The sequence below is a fragment of the Pseudomonas sp. GW821-FHT09E12 genome (assembly GCF_059416085.1).
In genome coordinates this window covers 374,955-390,674 of sequence record NZ_JBWKOM010000005.1, presented here as the reverse complement: position 1 = coordinate 390,674, position 15,720 = coordinate 374,955, and the positions used below count along the sequence as shown (strand labels likewise).

Genomic DNA, 15,720 nt, shown 5'->3' with positions numbered 1-15,720 from the left:
CGTTATCCCTTTATTTGCGCAACAGGCGCAAACCGTTGAAGACCACCAACAGGCTGACGCCCATGTCGGCGAACACGGCCATCCACATGGTGGCCAACCCGAAGAAGGTTACCCCAAGAAAGATCGCCTTGATGACCAGGGCCAGGGCGATATTTTGTACGAGGATGTTCGAGGTCTGCCGGGACAGCCGGACAAAGGCCGGAACCTTGCGCAGATCGTCGTCCATCAGGGCGACATCGGCGGTCTCGATGGCGGTGTCGGTGCCTGCCGCGGCCATGGCGAAACCGATCTCCGCGCGGGCCAGGGCCGGGGCGTCGTTGATGCCGTCGCCGACCATGCCGACCCGGTGCCCTTGGGCGTACAGGTCTTCGATAGCTTGCAGTTTATCGGTGGGCAGCAGGTCGCCGCGGGCCTGATCGATGCCCACCTGGGCGGCGATGGCTTCGGCGGTGTGCGGGTTGTCGCCAGTCAGCATCAGGGTCTTGATGCCCAGTTCGTGCAACTGCTGGATCGCTTCGCGGCTGGACTCCTTGACCGTGTCCGCCACGGCGAACAGGGCCAGGGGGCCGGCGCTGTCGAGCAACAGCACCACAGTCTTGCCTTGTTTCTCCAGGGCGAACAACTTCTCTTCCAGCTCCGGCGAGCACAGCCCCAGCTCCTCCACCAGGCGGTGATTGCCCAGGTGGTAGAGCTGGCCGTTGATTTCGCCACGTACACCGCGGCCGGCCAGGGCTTCGAAGTTATCCACAAGGTGCAGGCTCAGCTGTTTATCCACAGCCGCATTGGCAATGGCCAAAGACACCGGGTGGTCGGAGCGGGATGCCAGGCTGGCGGCGATGGCCGGGGCGCTGCTGTCCGCCAGCGGGTCGAGGGACAGGAAATCGGTCTGTACCGGCTTGCCATGGGTGATGGTGCCGGTCTTGTCCAGCGCCAGGTAGTCGAGCTTGTAGCCGCCCTCCAGATAGACCCCGCCCTTGATCAGGATGCCTTTGCGCGCTGCCGCGGCCAGGCCGCTGACGATGGTCACCGGGGTGGAAATCACCAGCGCGCACGGGCACGCCACCACCAACAGCACCAGGGCGCGGTAGATCCAGTCGAACCAGGCGGCGCCCATGAACAGCGGCGGAATCACCGCCACGGCCAGGGCAAAGGCAAACACTGCGGGGGTGTAGATTTTCGAGAAGCTGTCGACAAAGCGCTGAGTCGGCGCGCGCGCGCCCTGAGCTTGTTCCACGGCATGGATGATCCGCGCCAGGGTCGAGTTGTTGGCCGCCGCGGTCACCTTGTATTCCAGCGAGCCGGCCTGGTTGATGGTGCCGGCAAAGACCTTGTCGCCCAGGGTCTTTTCCACCGGCAGGCTTTCGCCGGTGATCGGTGCCTGGTCGATGGTCGAGCTGCCGGCCACCACCTCGCCGTCGAGGCCGATGCGTTCACCCGGACGTACCCGTACCAGCGCGCCCAGCTCGATGCTTTTCGCTTCCCGTTCGACCCAACTGCCGTCCGCCTCCTGCACCGTGACCCGTTCCGGGGTCATCTGCATCAGGCCACTGATGGCATTGCGCGCGCGGTCCAGGGATCGGGCCTCGATCAACTCGGCCACGGTGAACAGGAACATCACCATCGCCGCTTCCGGCCATTGGCCGATCAGCACGGCGCCGGTCACGGCGATGCTCATCAAGGCGTTGATGTTGAGGTTGCGGTTCTTCAGGGCGATCCAGCCCTTCTTGTAAGTGCCGAGGCCACCACTGAGGATCGATACCAGGGCGATCACCGCCACCACCCAGGTCGGCGCGGCGCTGGTGAAGTGGATCACCTCCGCAGCCAACGCGCCGACGCCGGACAGCGCCAGCGGCCACCAGTGCTTTTTCACCGGCGCCGCGGCCGGGGCATCGGATTCGCCGCCCAGGCCGATGGGCTCGGCTTCCATGCCCAGGGACTTGATGGCGGCGATGATCGGGGCGACGTCCTGCAGGTCGTGGGTCACGCCCAGCACCCGGTTGATCAGGTTGAACTCCAGTTGCTGCACGCCCGCCAGCTTGCCCAGCTTGTTCTGGATCAGCGTCTGCTCGGTCGGGCAGTCCATGGCCTCGATGCGGAAACTGCTCAGGCGCGCATTGGCGCTCGACGCCGCGCCGAGCACAACCCGCGACGGCGCGGCGGCCGACGAACAGCAGGAATCGCCGTGACTGGCAGCCTGGGGCTCGCTCAACTGGACCAGCGACGGCGACGAGCAGCAGGAAGCGCCGTGGCCAGCATGGTCGTGTTTTTTCAGCGGATGCAGTTTTGCGCCATGGCCGTGATCGTGATCGTGATCGTGATCGTGGTCAGCATGCTTGGAGTCAGCGCCGGGCTTGCCGTGGGTGTGCAGGGAATCGCTCATAAGGTCGCGTCCGAAAAGGTGCCTGTTGCCAAGTGAACACCCTATAGCCACTATAGGGTCAAGCCCCCTTTCGGAGATTGTCGCGATGAAAATTGGCGAGCTGGCGAAACTGACCGACTGTCAGGTCGAAACCATCCGTTACTACGAGCGCGAAGGCCTGCTGCCGGAACCGGCCCGCAGCGAGGGCAATTACCGCCTGTATACCCAGGCCCACACCGAACGCCTGACCTTCATCCGCAACTGCCGCAGCCTGGACATGACCCTCGAGGAAATCCGCAGCCTGCTGAACCTGCGCGACAGCCCCCAGGATCAGTGCCAGAACGTGAACGCGCTGATCGACGAACACATCCACCACGTCAAGGCGCGGATCGACGGACTCTTGGCCTTGCAGACACAGCTGCTCGACCTGCGCCAACGCTGCAGCGAAGGGCCGGACCTGGATCAGTGCGGGATTTTGCAGCGCCTGGAAGTCAGCGGCTCGGTGGCCCCCAGCGAAGCCGAAGACTCTCATGTGGGCCGTAGCCACGGGCATTGAAACCATCAACCCCCTACAGAGAGGCAGATGCCCCGTATCGACCACGTGTAGGCGTGGTCTCCGGGATTGCTAGAAGGCCCTGCGGGCCTTATCGCAGCCTGCGACAGCGGCTACAGGAGCCGCCGCCGGGTATCTCGCTCAGACCGCCATCGGCGCGGTCATCGGCGCGTGGTGCTCGTAGCCTTCCAGCGAGAAGTCGCTCGGTTCGACCTTTTCCAGCCACTCCGGCTGGTACACGCCGGTCTTGGCGAACTCCGGTACACGTTCGGAAATCACCAGCTTCGGCATCGGGAACGGCTCGCGCTTGAGCTGCTCGTTGAGCATGTCCAGGTGGTTTTCGTAGACGTGGGCATCACCGATGAAATAGGTGAACCAGCGCGGGGTGTAGCCGGTCAGGCGACCGATCAGGCTCAGCAGCGCCGCGCCTTCGGTGAGGTTGAACGGTGTGCCCAGGCCCAGGTCGTTGGAGCGGATGTAGAGGGTCAGGGAAATCTCCCGGGTCTCGACGTTCGGGTGGAACTGGTACAGCAGGTGGCACGGCGGCAGGGCCATTTCATCCAGCTGGGCGCAGTTCCAGCCGTGGAACAGGATACGGCGGCTGCCCGGGTCCTTGATGATGGTGTCCACGCACTGGCGCACCTGGTCGATGGCCTTGTACAGCACCACATAGGCCTGGCCGTTTTCCTCGCCTTCGGCGATCTGCCGGTAGCCCTGTTTCAGGGTCTGCTCGATGGCGGCCGGGTTGCTCAGGGGGATCTGCTTGTACGCCGGCCACTTGCGCCATTGCACGCCGTAGATCTCACCCAGGTCGTCCTCGCCCTGGCGGAAGGGGTTGGCCAGCCACTGGGCGTTTTCATTGGCGTTCTGGTCCCAGACCTTGCAGCCCAGGGCACGGAATTCGGCGGCGTTGTTCACCCCACGAAGGAAACCGCACATCTCGCCGATGGCCGACTTGAAGGCCATCTTGCGGGTGGTGATCGCCGGGAAACCGTCTTTCAGGTCGTAACGCAGCATCGCGCCGGGGAAGCTGATGGTGTTCACGCCCGTGCGGTTGGCCTGCTTGGTGCCGTTCTTGATGACGTGGGCGACCAGATCGAGATATTGCTTCATGTATTACCTGTGTCCTTGAAGGCAGGGCTCGCGCCCTGCGATCCGAATTAGAGCGCGGCGTCTTTCGCCGCCGGTGCCGCTGGAGCGCGGTGATAGGCCAGCCAGATCAGGAACAGGCCGCCAATGATCATCGGCAGGCACAGCACCTGGCCCATGGTCAGCCAGTTCCACGCCAGATAACCCAGTTGCGCATCCGGGACCCGGACGAACTCGACGATAAAACGGAAAATACCGTAAAACAGGGCGAACATCCCGGAAACCGCCATGGTTGGACGGGGTTTGCGCGAGAACAGCCAAAGGATGAGGAACAGCGCCACGCCTTCCAGGGCGAACTGATACAGCTGCGAAGGGTGGCGTGGCAGCTGGGCCGGGTCGCTGAACGGCGGGAAGATCATCGCCCACGGCAGGTCGGTCGGCTTGCCCCACAGCTCGGCGTTGATGAAGTTGCCGATGCGCCCGGCGCCCAGACCGATCGGCACCATCGGCGCAACGAAGTCCATCAGCTGGAAGAACGACTTGCCGTTCTTCTTGCCGAACCACAAAGCCGCGAGCATCACCCCGATGAAACCGCCGTGGAACGACATGCCGCCTTTCCAGACCTCGAAGATCAGCGTCGGGTTGGCCAGGTAGGCGCTCAGGTCATAGAACAGCACATAGCCCAGGCGCCCACCGACAATGACCCCCATCGACATCCAGAACACCATGTCGGAGAGCTTCTCCTTGGTCCAGGTCGGGTCGAAGCGGTTCAACCGGCGCGACGCCAGCAGCCAGGCGCCACCGATGCCGATCAGGTACATCAGGCCGTACCAGTGAATTTTCAGCGGGCCGATGGCCAGGGCCACCGGGTCGATCTGCGGGTAAGGCAGCATTGCGACTCCTCGTTAGAGTGAAACTCGATTTGCGCCGTGACCATGTCACGCGCGGATTAAGCCAGGATTGCGGAACCTGTCAGAGCAGGAACGTCAGGCCGACCACAAACAGCAGGCAGGCGAACAAGCGCTTCAACAGGCGCGCCGACAGCCGATGGGCCAGGCGCGCGCCGAACCGGGCAAAGACCATGCTGGTCAGGGCGATGCCCAGCAGCGCCGGCAAATACACAAAACCCAGACTATGAGCCGGCAGCAACGGATCATGCCAGCCCAGAATCATGAAACTTATTGCACTGGCCACGGCAATCGGCAAACCGCAGGCCGAGGACGTGGCCACCGCCTGCTGCATCGGCACGCTGCGCCAGGTCAGGAACGGCACGGTCAGCGAGCCGCCGCCGATGCCGAAAATCGCCGAGGCCCAGCCGATCACACTGCCGGCCAGGGTCAGCCCGAGCTTGCCGGGAACATCGCGGCTGGCCTTGGGCCGCAGGTCCAGGGTCATCTGCAGGGCCACCACCAGGGCGAAGACGCCGATGATTTTCTGCAGGTTCGGCCCGGAGATCGCTTCGGCCGTCAGCGCCCCGACTCCGGCGCCGAGCAGGATGCCCAGGGTCATCCAGGCAAAGATAGGCCAGCGCACCGCGCCCCTGCGCTGGTGTTCGCGAACCGCGTTGACCGAGGTAAAAATGATGGTCGCCAGCGACGTGCCAACGGCCAGGTGGGTCAGGATCGACGGATCGAAACCTTGCAGGGTGAAGCTGAACACCAGCACGGGAACGATGATGATGCCGCCACCTACGCCAAACAGACCGGCCAATATGCCCGCGCAGGCCCCCAGCAGCAGATAGAGCAGAAATTCCATGGAGGCATCCCGAAAAGAGAGCGGCATGGTAACGGATGCACGGCCCTTGGCTCCACTGGATGGCGATGGATACCCAGTCGTTCTGTGCGTAAAGTGAGCAAAAAACACAAAAGGGACAACCTGATGTGCTTGATCGTATTCGCCTGGCGGCCGGGCCACGCCCTGCCCCTGATCGTCGCGGCCAACCGTGACGAGTTCTACGCCCGCCCCAGCCTGCCGTTGGCGCAATGGCCCGAAGCCCCCGATATCTATGCCGGACGCGACCTGGAAGCGGGCGGTACCTGGCTCGGCCTGGGTGCCGACGGACGCTTCGCCGCCCTGACCAATATCCGCAATCCCCATCAGCCCCCCGCGCGCCGCTCCCGAGGCGAACTGGTAGCGCGTTTTCTCAGCAGCAGGATGTCGATAAACGACTATTTCAGCGACGTTGTCGGCCGATCGCTGGAATATGCCGGCTTCAACCTGCTGGTGGGTACCCCCGATCAGCTCTGGCACTACAACGCCCAGGCCCGTGAGCCGCAGCAACTGGGCAGCGGCGTGTATGGCCTGTCGAATGCCGGCCTCGACACGCCCTGGCCCAAGCTGCTCAAGGCCAAGGCAGCATTACAGGAAGTACTGCATGACCCGCAGCCCCAGGCTCTGCTCGCCCTGCTCAGCGATACGCAGACCGCGCCGTTTGCCGACCTTCCCGATACCGGGGTCGGCCTGGCCACCGAGAGCCTGCTGTCGAGCGTGTTTATCGCCAGCCCCAGCTACGGCACGCGGGCCAGCACGGCGCTGATCGTCCGGGCCGATGGTTCCAGGCACATAGTCGAGCGCAGCTTCGGGCCCTATGGCGGGCATCTGGGGGAAGTGGAGCTGAGGGTTTAGCGGCGTCTGAAAGTACGCTATCGCGAGCAATCGAGCGTCGACCGGCTGCTCCTACAGGGTTTGGCAGCGTCTCTGTAGGAGCGAGCTTGCTCGCGATCGCCTTTAAAGGGTCTTGGCCGACGCCGGATTGATCATCCGCGCCAGTCCCAGGTTCTTCAGCGCCAGTTGCAGCGAGCTGTGGATAACTTGCGGATTGTCGATGGTCATCAGCTCGGCCAGCAGTTCCCTGGCCTTGCTGAGATTGATCTGACGCAGCATCCACTTCACTTTCGGCAGGTTGGTGGCGTTCATCGACAGGCTGTCGAAGCCCATCGCCATCAGCAACACCGCCGCCGCCGGATCGCCGGCCATCTCGCCGCAGATACTCACCGGCTTGCCTTCGGCATGGGCGTCGCGCACCACGGTCTGCAAGGCTTGCAGCACCGCCGGATGCAGGTAGTCGTAGAGGTCCGCCACCCGCGGGTTGTTGCGGTCCACGGCCAGCAGGTACTGGGTCAGGTCGTTGGAACCGACCGACAGGAAGTCCACCTGGCGCGCCAGCTCCTTGGTCTGGTACACCGCGGCCGGGATCTCGATCATCACCCCGATCGGCGGCATCGGCACGTCGGTGCCTTCGTCGCGCACTTCGCCCCAGGCGCGGTGGATCAGGTGCAATGCTTCTTCCAGCTCATGGGTGCCGGAAATCATCGGCAGGAGAATGCGCAGGTTGTTCAGGCCTTCGCTGGCCTTGAGCATGGCGCGGGTCTGGACGAGGAAAATCTCGGGATGGTCGAGGGTGACGCGAATGCCGCGCCAGCCGAGGAAGGGGTTGTCTTCCTTGATCGGGAAATACGACAGTGACTTGTCGCCGCCGATGTCCAGGCTGCGCATCGTCACCGGTTGCGGGTGGAAGGCGGAAAGTTGCTCGCGATAGATCGCCAGCTGCTCCTTTTCGCTCGGGAAGCGTTGGTTGATCATGAACGGCACTTCGGTGCGGTACAGGCCCACGCCCTCCGCGCCACGCTTCTGCGCCCGCGCCACGTCCGCCAGCAGGCCGGTGTTGACCCACAGTGGCATGCGGTGGCCGTCCAGGGTCACGCATGGCAGGTCGCGCAGTGCATCCAGGCCCTGGGCCAGTTGCCGCTCTTCCTCGACCACATCGGCGAACTGCTTGCGTAGCACGTCGCTGGGGTTGGTGTAGACCTCGCCGTGGTAGCCGTCGACGATCATCTGGATGCCGTCGACTTTCGAGTACGGCAGATCGACCAGGCCCATCACTGTCGGAATGCCCATGGCCCGGGCCAGGATCGCCACGTGGGAGTTGCCCGAACCCAATACCGAGACCAGGCCGACCAGCTTGCCTTCGGGCACCTCGCCGAGCATGGCCGGCGTCAGTTCTTCGCTGACCAGGATGGTGTTGTCGGGGTAGACCAGGGTCTGCTGGCGCTCTTCCTGCAGGTAGGCCAGCAGGCGCCGGCCCAGGTCCTTGACGTCCGACGCCCGCTCGCGCAGGTAGGCATCGTCCATCAGCTCGAAACGGTTGACGTGATCGGTGACCACCTGGCGCAACGCGCCCTGGGCCCATTGGCCGGTCTTGATCACGGTGGTCACTTCGCTGCCCAGGGAGGCATCGTCGAGCATCATCAGGTAGACGTCGAACAGCGCCCGCTCTTCGGGACGCAGCTGGGTGGCGAGTTTTTCCGAGAGGGTGCGCATGTCGGCGCGCACGCCTTCGATGGCGGTCTTGAACAACGCCAGCTCGGCGTCGATATCGGTAATGCTCTTGTCAGGCACCACGTCCAGGTCGGCCGGCGGCAGCATGACCACCGCGGTACCGACCGCCGCGCCAGGCGAGCCGGGCACGCCGACGAACTTGGCTTCCTGGATGCCCTTGCCCTGGCGGCCCAGGCCACGGATCGAACCGGTGGCTTCGGCGTGGGCGATAACCCCCGCCAACTGCGCGCTCATGGTCACCAGGAAGGCTTCTTCGCCCTCGTCGAACTGACGACGCTCCTTTTGCTGGATGACCAGGACGCCGACGACCCGGCGGTGGTGAATGATCGGTGCACCGAGGAAGGAGGCATAACGCTCCTCGCCGGTCTCGGCGAAGTAGCGATAACGCGGGTGATCGGCGGCGTTTTCGAGGTTCAGCGGTTCTTCGCGCGTACCGACCAGGCCGACCAGACCTTCGTTGGGTGCCATGCTGACTTTGCCGATCGAGCGTTTGTTCAAGCCCTCGGTGGCCATCAGGACAAAACGGTTGGTCTCCGGATCCAGCAGATAGACCGAGCAGACCTGGCTGCCCATGGCCTCTTTGACGCGCAACACAATAATCCCCAACGCCGCCTTGAGATCCTTGGCGGAGTTAACTTCCTGGACGATCTTGCGCAGCGTATTGAGCATGGCTCGGGGTCGAACTCCGTCGTCAGTCGCGCGCTAGAAGGCGCGGGGCAAGCTCTTTGAGAGCGCGGCGGTAAACCTCGCGCTTGAATGTCACCACCTGGCCCAACGGATACCAATAACTGACCCAGCGCCAGCCATCGAACTCCGGTTTACCGGTCAAATCCATCCGCACCCGCTGCTCGTTGGAGATCAGGCGCAGGAGAAACCATTTCTGCTTCTGGCCGATGCACAGCGGTTGGCTGTGGGTACGGACCAGGCGTTGCGGCAAACGATAGCGCAACCAGCCCCGGGTGCAGGCGAGAATTTGCACATCTTCGCGTTCCAGGCCTACTTCTTCGTTCAACTCGCGGTACAAAGCGTCTTCCGGCGTCTCTTCGGGGTTGATCCCCCCTTGCGGAAACTGCCAGGCATCTTGATTGATACGGCGAGCCCATAGCACCTGGCCGGCATCATTCGTCAGAATGATCCCGACATTGGGGCGGAAACCATCGGGGTCGATCACGGCAACAACCTCGCAAACGCATGTCGCCGCATTGTTCCACAAAGGTTGTGAAAGCAGCAACGAGGCTTCCTACCTTATGTGCACTCTTGTGAAAAGACCGTATTCTGATCGCCTTTTTTCAGACTTATCAGCGAGTAACCGTGATGCGCCTGGCTTTATTCGACTTGGACAACACCCTTCTGGGCGGCGACAGTGACCACGCCTGGGGCGATTACCTGTGCGAACGAGGCTTCCTCGACGCCGTCACCTACAAGGCCCGCAACGACGAGTTCTACCAGGACTACCTGGCCGGCAAGCTCGACAATGCCGCCTACCTGAACTTCTGCCTGGAGGTTCTCGGCCGCACCGAGATGGACGTGCTCGACCAATGGCATCGCGACTACATGCGCGACTGCATTGAGCCGCTGCTGCTGCCCAAGGCCGCGCAACTGCTGGCCAAGCACAAGGCCGCCGGCGACAAGCTGGTGATCATCACCGCCACCAACCGCTTCGTCACCGCGCCGATCGCCGAACGCCTGGGCGTGGAAACCCTGATCGCCACCGAGTGCGAGATGCAGGATGGCCGCTACACCGGTCGCAGTACCGACGTCCCGTGCTTTCGCGAAGGCAAGGTCACCCGCCTGACGCGCTGGCTTGAGGAAACCGGCCATAGCCTGGAAGACAGCTACTTCTATAGCGATTCGATGAATGACTTGCCGTTGCTGGATCTGGTGGCGAACCCGATCGCCGTGGACCCGGACCCGAACCTGCGGGCCCTGGCCCAGCAGCGTGGCTGGCCGGTGATCAGCCTGCGCGACTGAGAAAGCTAGCGCGAGCTCGCCCCTATAGGAGCAAGCTCGCGATCAGGCCGTCAAACAGGCTTGGCGCCCATCAACCCGGCAATGGCGAAGAAACACACGAAGCTGAACACCGCCAGCGCCAGGGTGAACTTCGGACTTCCTACTCCCGAGGCGATCCGCACGCGATTGAGCCGCGCCAGCAGCCAGAAACAGCTCAGGGCACCCACGGTGTAGATCACGCTGGAGGCCAGGATCCAGGTCTGCCCCAGCGACCAGCCCAGCAGATGCACCAGCCACCAGCCACTGAACGGCAGGCTGGCCAGGCAGATCACCAGCAACAGCCAGACGAACACCAGCGGCCGGCGCAACAGCCGGCTGTAGATGCTTGCGTCACCCTTGCTACGAGCGCGCCAGACCCAGATCGCCAGCCCCAGCGCGCTGCCCAGCAGCAACACGGTGGCCAGGATATGGACGGTTTTTAGGACGGTCAGCGTTTCCATGTCATTAACTCCTTGAGGCCTTGCCCACCAGCGTAGCCGTTCAGCCGAGGAACAGCTGATACGCCGGGTTATCACTCTCGTCCCAGTACGGGTAACCGATCTGCGCCAGCGCCGCCGGTACCAGGTGGCGTTCGCTCGCCGGTACTTGCAGGCCGGCGACTACCCGGCCATCGGCCGCGCCATGGTTGCGGTAGTGGAACATCGAGATGTTCCAGCGCCCGCCGAGCTTGTTGAGGAAGTTGAACAGCGCGCCCGGGCGTTCCGGGAACTCGAAGCGGAACACCACTTCATCACTGACCCGCGCCGCATGCCCGCCGACCATATGACGGATATGCAGCTTGGCCAGTTCGTTGTCGGTCAGGTCGGTCACCGGGAAGCCCTGTTCGGACAGGCTGGCGATCAGCGCGCTACGCGGATCGTTTTCCGGGTGGGTCTGCACACCCACGAAGATGTGCGCTTCGCTACCGGTGTTGTAGCGGTAGTTGAATTCGGTGATCTGGCGCTTGCCGATCGCTTCGCAGAAGGCCTTGAAGCTGCCCGGCTTCTCCGGAATGGTCACGGCGATGATGGCCTCGCGGCCCTCGCCCAGCTCGGCGCGCTCGGCGACATGGCGCAGGCGGTCGAAGTTGACGTTGGCGCCGGAATCGATGGCCACCAGGGTCTGCCCGCTGACGCCGCGCTGCTCGACGTATTTCTTGATCCCGGCCACGCCCAGGGCGCCAGCCGGCTCGGTGATGGAGCGGGTGTCGTCGTAGATGTCCTTGATCGCCGCGCAGATCTCGTCGGTGCTGACGGTGATCACTTCATCCACGTAGTCCTTGCAGATATCGAAGGTGTGCTGGCCGATCTGTGCCACCGCGACACCGTCGGCGAAGATGCCCACGGTTGGCAGTACCACGCGTTCGCCGGCGGCCATGGCCGCTTGCAGGCAGTTGGAGTCGTCCGGCTCGACGCCGATGATCTTGATTTCCGGCCGCAGGTATTTGACGTAGGCCGCGATTCCGGCAATCAGGCCGCCACCGCCGACCGGCACGAAGATCGCGTCCAGGCGCCCCGGATGCTGGCGCAAAATTTCCATCGCCACGGTGCCCTGCCCGGCAATGGTGTGTGGATCGTCGTACGGGTGGATATAGACGTAGCCTTTTTCGTCCACCAGCTTCAGCGAGTAGGCCAGGGCTTCCGGGAAAGTATCACCGTGCAGCACTACTTTGCCGCCGCGCGAACGCACGCCTTCGACCTTGATCTCCGGGGTGGTCTTGGGCATCACGATGGTCGCCTTCACCCCCAGCACCTTGGCCGCCAGGGCCAGGCCCTGGGCATGGTTGCCGGCCGAGGCGGTGACCACGCCACGGGCGCGCTCGGCATCGCTGAGCTGGGTCAGCTTGTTGTAGGCGCCGCGAATCTTGAACGAGAACACCGGCTGCAAGTCTTCGCGCTTGAGCCAGATCTGATTGCCCAGCCGCTCGGAGAGCTGGCGGGCAGTCTGCAACGGGGTTTCTACGGCAACGTCGTAAACGCGCGAGGTGAGGATCTTTTTGACGTACTGTTCGAGCATCGGAAAGCATCACTGAGCGGGTTGGGCAGGGCCAGCGAGTCTAACCCAGCGTTTACCCGGGCGACCACACGAATCCAGAGGTTTTAAAAGCCCCCTAGCCCCTGCCGGTGGCTGCGATAGGTCTGCAGGTCCTCCGGCCACTCTCGTCTGTCACGACCTGACGGTCGATCGCAGCCTTCGGCAGCGGCTACAAAAAGCGGTTCGCCAAACGGGCAATGACCTGCCCAGGACACCGGCCTATAATGCCGGCCTTTCCGTTCCCTCCTTGCCCGCTTCCGGAGCCCGCATGACCCAGGATCAACTCAAACAGGCCGTGGCCCAGGCTGCCGTCGACCTCATCCTGCCGAAACTCGATGACAAGAGCATCGTCGGGGTCGGCACCGGCTCCACCGCCAACTGCTTCATCGACGCCCTGGCCCAGCACAAGGCCGCCTTCGACGGCGCGGTCGCCAGCTCCGAAGCCACCGCGGCGCGCCTCAAGGGCCACGGCATCCCGGTGTACGAACTGAACACCGTCAGCGATCTGGAGTTCTACATCGACGGCGCCGACGAAAGCGACGAACACCTGAACCTGATCAAGGGCGGCGGCGCGGCCCTGACCCGCGAGAAAATCGTCGCGGCGGTAGCCAAGACCTTTATCTGCATCGCCGACGCCAGCAAGCTGGTGCCGGTGCTGGGCGCCTTCCCCCTGCCGGTGGAAGTGATCCCCATGGCCCGCAGCCACGTGGCCCGCGAGCTGGTGAAGCTCGGTGGCGACCCGGTCTACCGCGAAGGCGTGATCACCGACAACGGCAACATCATTCTTGACGTGCACAACATGCAGATCACCAATCCGGTGGAGCTGGAAGCGCAGATCAACGCGATTGTCGGCGTGGTCACCAACGGCCTGTTCGCCGCCCGCCCGGCCGACGTGCTGCTGCTGGGCACCCGCGACGGCGTGAAGACCCTCACCGCCTGATGCCGCCGATTTCGCCCCTGCCGCAAGGGCGGGGGCGAAAGCTCTCCCATCCAGCCCCGCCCTGCCCTCCCGCACCAACCTCGCCACTACTGCTACTTTTCGCTGCATTTAGCCGCAGAAATATCCAGATTCGCGCACCAGATCTCAGTGCGGCCCACGACTTCCGGTATCAAATCCGTTACAAATTAACGCCAGGCGACGTTCGGTTTAAGCAATGCGCCAATACAAGGTCGCCCAAGGAATGAGGCGCGCATTGTGCAACTGCCCCCGTTTTTTCATCCCTCAAGGAAGATCACCGTGCTCAAGCCCCTCACGCTTGCCGTCAGTCTCGCCAGCGTTCTGCTGTCCACCCAGGCCTTCGCCTATGAATACGGCGAACACGCCGCCACCACCCTCGACAAACTGATCAACGACTACCCCGGCCGCTACCGTGGCACCGCCAACTTCGCCGGTGCCGCCGACTGGATGCAGAGCCAGATGGGCAGCGCCTATGACATCAGCCGCCAGGACTTTTCCTGGACCGCCGGCGGCAACAGCCGCAGCTCGCAAAACGTGGTGGCCTACGCCGCCGGGACCAAGCCGCAATACGTGGTGGTCGGCGCGCACTTCGATACCTATTTCGGCCGCCCGACCCTGCAAGGCCTGGACGACAACGGCTCCGGCGCCAGCGTGCTGACCGAAATCGCCCGCAACCTCGGCGGGCTGCCGCTGGAAAACGGCTTGCAGGTGGTCGGCTTCGGCGCCGAGGAGGAAGGCCTGCGCGGCTCCAGGGCGTTCGTCGATTCCCTCAGCGCCAGCCAGCGCGCCAACATGCTGGCCATGATCAACCTCGACAGCCTGATCACCGGCGACATGATGTATGCCCACGCCGGACAGAACAGCAGCGCCAACCCGGCCCTGGCCTCGTTGCGCGAACATACCCTGCAGATCGCCAGGGAACTGCAGATCAATCTGTTCACCAACCCCGGCCTCGACCCGGCATACCCCGCGGGCACCGGCTGCTGCAGCGACGGTGAAGCCTTCGAAGGGCTGAACATCCCGATTCTCTACATCGAGGCCACCAACTGGGAAATCGGCGACCTGGACGGCTACACCCAGACCACCAACCCGGCCATCCCCGGCGGCTCCACCTGGCACGATCCCGCCGAGGACAATAAGGCGGTGCTGACCAACGCCTTCGGCCAGGAACGCATCGACCAGCGCCTGCGCGATTACTCGCGCCTGCTCAGCCGCCTGGTCCTGGAGCTGACCAACGCCGACCTGCTGGCCTCCACCGCTTCCGGCGGCGCTGTGGCGCGCAACCAGCAGGATCATCTGCAACGCCAGCATCAGGCCATGGTCCGGCTGCACGACCGGCGCTGGCTGACCTTGCAGGCGATGGGCCGGGAAGTCGGCAATTTCGATGGCGAGATCGGCATCGACGGCGAATACAGCCCCGACAGCGGTTTCGACAGCGCGCCCAATCCCGAGGCGCGTCGGCTGGGGGTGCATGCCTTGGGCGACTACCAGCTCAATTCGAGCCTGAATATCGGCGCCAGCCTCAGCTACCAGAACGGTCGCGACAAACTCGAGCACCGCGGCAAGCTCGACAGCGACACCTGGCAGGCGGCGGTCTACGCCTTGCTCAACGACGGCGGCCCGCAATGGCTGGCCGGCGACCTGAGCATCGGTCGCACCCGCTTCGAATCCAAGCGCAACCTGGTGATCCAGGCCAACGGCGGCCCGGTGCTGCTGAACCAGAAACTGACGGGCGATACCGACGCCCTGACCCTGGGCGCCCGCGTGCTCGGCGGTTACGACCTGGACTTCGGTGCGATCAAGAGCGGCCCCTTCGCCGGCCTGGATTACACCCACTACCGCATCGACCGCTTCCACGAGAAGCAGGACCTGCGCACGGCGCTGAGTTATGAGGAGCAGTCATTCGATTCGCTGGAAGCCAGCCTCGGCTGGCGTATTCGCGGCGCCATGGCCCTGCCTTACGGCATGAACCTGCTGCCTTATGGCGACCTGGCCTGGGTCAAGGAGTTGGCGGATGGCCGCCTGGACGACCTGGACCTGACCAGCCGCGCCGATGGTCAAGTGCGCGTGGCTCGCCTGGGCGGCGTGGACAAGAGCTTCGGCCGCGCCCAACTCGGCAGCCAGCTGGCGATCACCCCGCAGCTGGGGCTGTACGCCGAGGTCAACGGCCGGATCGGCCACGCCGAAGGCAGCCAGACCGGCTACTCCCTCGGCGTGCAGTGGCAGTTTTGAACGCGCTTTGGTAGCCGCTGGCGAGCCTGCGAGGCCGCGTACGAGGTGGGCGGTATTGCGACGCGGTCCTCGCAGGTTCGGGGGTATACGAATTGCCGGAACAGAAAGGTCGCCTGGTTTTACGGCCGCTGCGCGCCCGGGCGCAGCCTCGCGGGCTCGGCAGCGGCT

13 protein-coding genes are annotated in these 15,720 nt (G+C 63.9%); 5 read left to right on the top strand and 8 right to left on the bottom strand.

Translation table 11 applies throughout. The features are described from left to right. Nucleotides 1-10: 10 nt before the first annotated feature. The gene (locus AC07PQ_RS16920) at nucleotides 11-2,380 is read right to left on the bottom strand and encodes a heavy metal translocating P-type ATPase (RefSeq protein WP_493185920.1); all 2,370 of its coding nucleotides are present in this window, start codon (nucleotides 2,378-2,380) and stop codon (nucleotides 11-13) included. 85 nt (nucleotides 2,381-2,465) lie between these two features. Here AC07PQ_RS16920 and cadR point away from each other — a divergent pair, with 85 nt between their 5' ends. Then, entirely contained in the window at nucleotides 2,466-2,915 is a 450-nt protein-coding gene (cadR, locus tag AC07PQ_RS16915; protein ID WP_007930346.1) for a Cd(II)/Pb(II)-responsive transcriptional regulator, read from the top strand. Nucleotides 2,916-3,053: 138 nt separating this feature from the next. On the opposite strand, the gene AC07PQ_RS16910 is transcribed toward cadR, so the two are convergent. From AC07PQ_RS16910 to AC07PQ_RS16900, 3 genes are all read right to left on the bottom strand, one after another. Beyond that, a complete protein-coding gene (locus tag AC07PQ_RS16910) occupies nucleotides 3,054-4,025 on the bottom strand; it encodes a thymidylate synthase (protein WP_493185919.1) in 972 nt (323 codons plus the stop codon). 47 nt (nucleotides 4,026-4,072) lie between these two features. Further along, nucleotides 4,073-4,894, bottom strand: coding sequence for a prolipoprotein diacylglyceryl transferase (lgt, locus tag AC07PQ_RS16905; RefSeq protein ID WP_007927350.1), 822 nt, complete (start codon nucleotides 4,892-4,894; stop codon nucleotides 4,073-4,075). Between the two features lie 79 nt (nucleotides 4,895-4,973). Next, entirely contained in the window at nucleotides 4,974-5,756 is a 783-nt protein-coding gene (locus AC07PQ_RS16900; RefSeq protein ID WP_493185918.1) for a sulfite exporter TauE/SafE family protein, read from the bottom strand. 123 nt (nucleotides 5,757-5,879) lie between these two features. On the opposite strand from AC07PQ_RS16900, the gene AC07PQ_RS16895 reads away from it, so the two are divergent. Further along, the gene (locus AC07PQ_RS16895) at nucleotides 5,880-6,626 is read left to right on the top strand and encodes an NRDE family protein (RefSeq protein ID WP_493185917.1); all 747 of its coding nucleotides are present in this window, start codon (nucleotides 5,880-5,882) and stop codon (nucleotides 6,624-6,626) included. A 102-nt stretch (nucleotides 6,627-6,728) separates the two neighbouring features. Here AC07PQ_RS16895 and ptsP read toward each other — a convergent pair whose 3' ends face one another. Together ptsP and AC07PQ_RS16885 are read right to left on the bottom strand one after the other, a co-directional pair. After that, entirely contained in the window at nucleotides 6,729-9,008 is a 2,280-nt protein-coding gene (ptsP, locus tag AC07PQ_RS16890) for a phosphoenolpyruvate--protein phosphotransferase (protein ID WP_007927345.1), read from the bottom strand. 22 nt (nucleotides 9,009-9,030) lie between these two features. Continuing rightward, the gene (locus AC07PQ_RS16885) at nucleotides 9,031-9,510 is read right to left on the bottom strand and encodes an RNA pyrophosphohydrolase (RefSeq protein ID WP_007927344.1); all 480 of its coding nucleotides are present in this window, start codon (nucleotides 9,508-9,510) and stop codon (nucleotides 9,031-9,033) included. A gap of 143 nt (nucleotides 9,511-9,653) precedes the next feature. Between AC07PQ_RS16885 and AC07PQ_RS16880 the strand changes: the two genes are divergently transcribed. Continuing rightward, nucleotides 9,654-10,310: a histidinol-phosphatase gene (locus AC07PQ_RS16880; RefSeq protein WP_007927343.1), complete on the top strand. Its 657-nt coding sequence runs from the start codon at nucleotides 9,654-9,656 to the stop codon at nucleotides 10,308-10,310. Nucleotides 10,311-10,360: 50 nt separating this feature from the next. Here AC07PQ_RS16880 and AC07PQ_RS16875 read toward each other — a convergent pair whose 3' ends face one another. Then, nucleotides 10,361-10,789 carry a DUF2269 family protein gene (locus AC07PQ_RS16875; protein ID WP_087092477.1) on the bottom strand — a complete coding sequence of 143 codons (429 nt, stop codon included), beginning with the start codon at nucleotides 10,787-10,789 and terminating at the stop codon, nucleotides 10,361-10,363. A 40-nt stretch (nucleotides 10,790-10,829) separates the two neighbouring features. After that, complete coding sequence (gene ilvA, locus AC07PQ_RS16870) at nucleotides 10,830-12,344, bottom strand: threonine ammonia-lyase, biosynthetic (protein WP_007927333.1); 1,515 nt, start codon at nucleotides 12,342-12,344, stop codon at nucleotides 10,830-10,832. Nucleotides 12,345-12,630: 286 nt separating this feature from the next. Between ilvA and rpiA the strand changes: the two genes are divergently transcribed. Continuing rightward, nucleotides 12,631-13,302 carry a ribose-5-phosphate isomerase RpiA gene (gene rpiA / locus AC07PQ_RS16865; RefSeq protein ID WP_007927332.1) on the top strand — a complete coding sequence of 224 codons (672 nt, stop codon included), beginning with the start codon at nucleotides 12,631-12,633 and terminating at the stop codon, nucleotides 13,300-13,302. 297 nt (nucleotides 13,303-13,599) lie between these two features. Continuing rightward, nucleotides 13,600-15,552, top strand: coding sequence for an autotransporter domain-containing protein (locus AC07PQ_RS16860; protein WP_493185916.1), 1,953 nt, complete (start codon nucleotides 13,600-13,602; stop codon nucleotides 15,550-15,552). Nucleotides 15,553-15,720 lie beyond the last annotated feature (168 nt).

What these genes read in the sequence shown, in the direction of transcription:
- AC07PQ_RS16920 (WP_493185920.1), bottom strand. Translation starts at nt 2,380, where the DNA reads ATGAGCGATTCCCTGCACACCCACGGCAAGCCCGGCGCTGACTCCAAG.
- cadR (WP_007930346.1), top strand. Translation starts at nt 2,466, where the DNA reads ATGAAAATTGGCGAGCTGGCGAAACTGACCGACTGTCAGGTCGAAACC.
- AC07PQ_RS16910 (WP_493185919.1), bottom strand. Translation starts at nt 4,025, where the DNA reads ATGAAGCAATATCTCGATCTGGTCGCCCACGTCATCAAGAACGGCACC.
- lgt (WP_007927350.1), bottom strand. Translation starts at nt 4,894, where the DNA reads ATGCTGCCTTACCCGCAGATCGACCCGGTGGCCCTGGCCATCGGCCCG.
- AC07PQ_RS16900 (WP_493185918.1), bottom strand. Translation starts at nt 5,756, where the DNA reads ATGGAATTTCTGCTCTATCTGCTGCTGGGGGCCTGCGCGGGCATATTG.
- AC07PQ_RS16895 (WP_493185917.1), top strand. Translation starts at nt 5,880, where the DNA reads ATGTGCTTGATCGTATTCGCCTGGCGGCCGGGCCACGCCCTGCCCCTG.
- ptsP (WP_007927345.1), bottom strand. Translation starts at nt 9,008, where the DNA reads ATGCTCAATACGCTGCGCAAGATCGTCCAGGAAGTTAACTCCGCCAAG.
- AC07PQ_RS16880 (WP_007927343.1), top strand. Translation starts at nt 9,654, where the DNA reads ATGCGCCTGGCTTTATTCGACTTGGACAACACCCTTCTGGGCGGCGAC.
- AC07PQ_RS16875 (WP_087092477.1), bottom strand. Translation starts at nt 10,789, where the DNA reads ATGGAAACGCTGACCGTCCTAAAAACCGTCCATATCCTGGCCACCGTG.
- ilvA (WP_007927333.1), bottom strand. Translation starts at nt 12,344, where the DNA reads ATGCTCGAACAGTACGTCAAAAAGATCCTCACCTCGCGCGTTTACGAC.
- rpiA (WP_007927332.1), top strand. Translation starts at nt 12,631, where the DNA reads ATGACCCAGGATCAACTCAAACAGGCCGTGGCCCAGGCTGCCGTCGAC.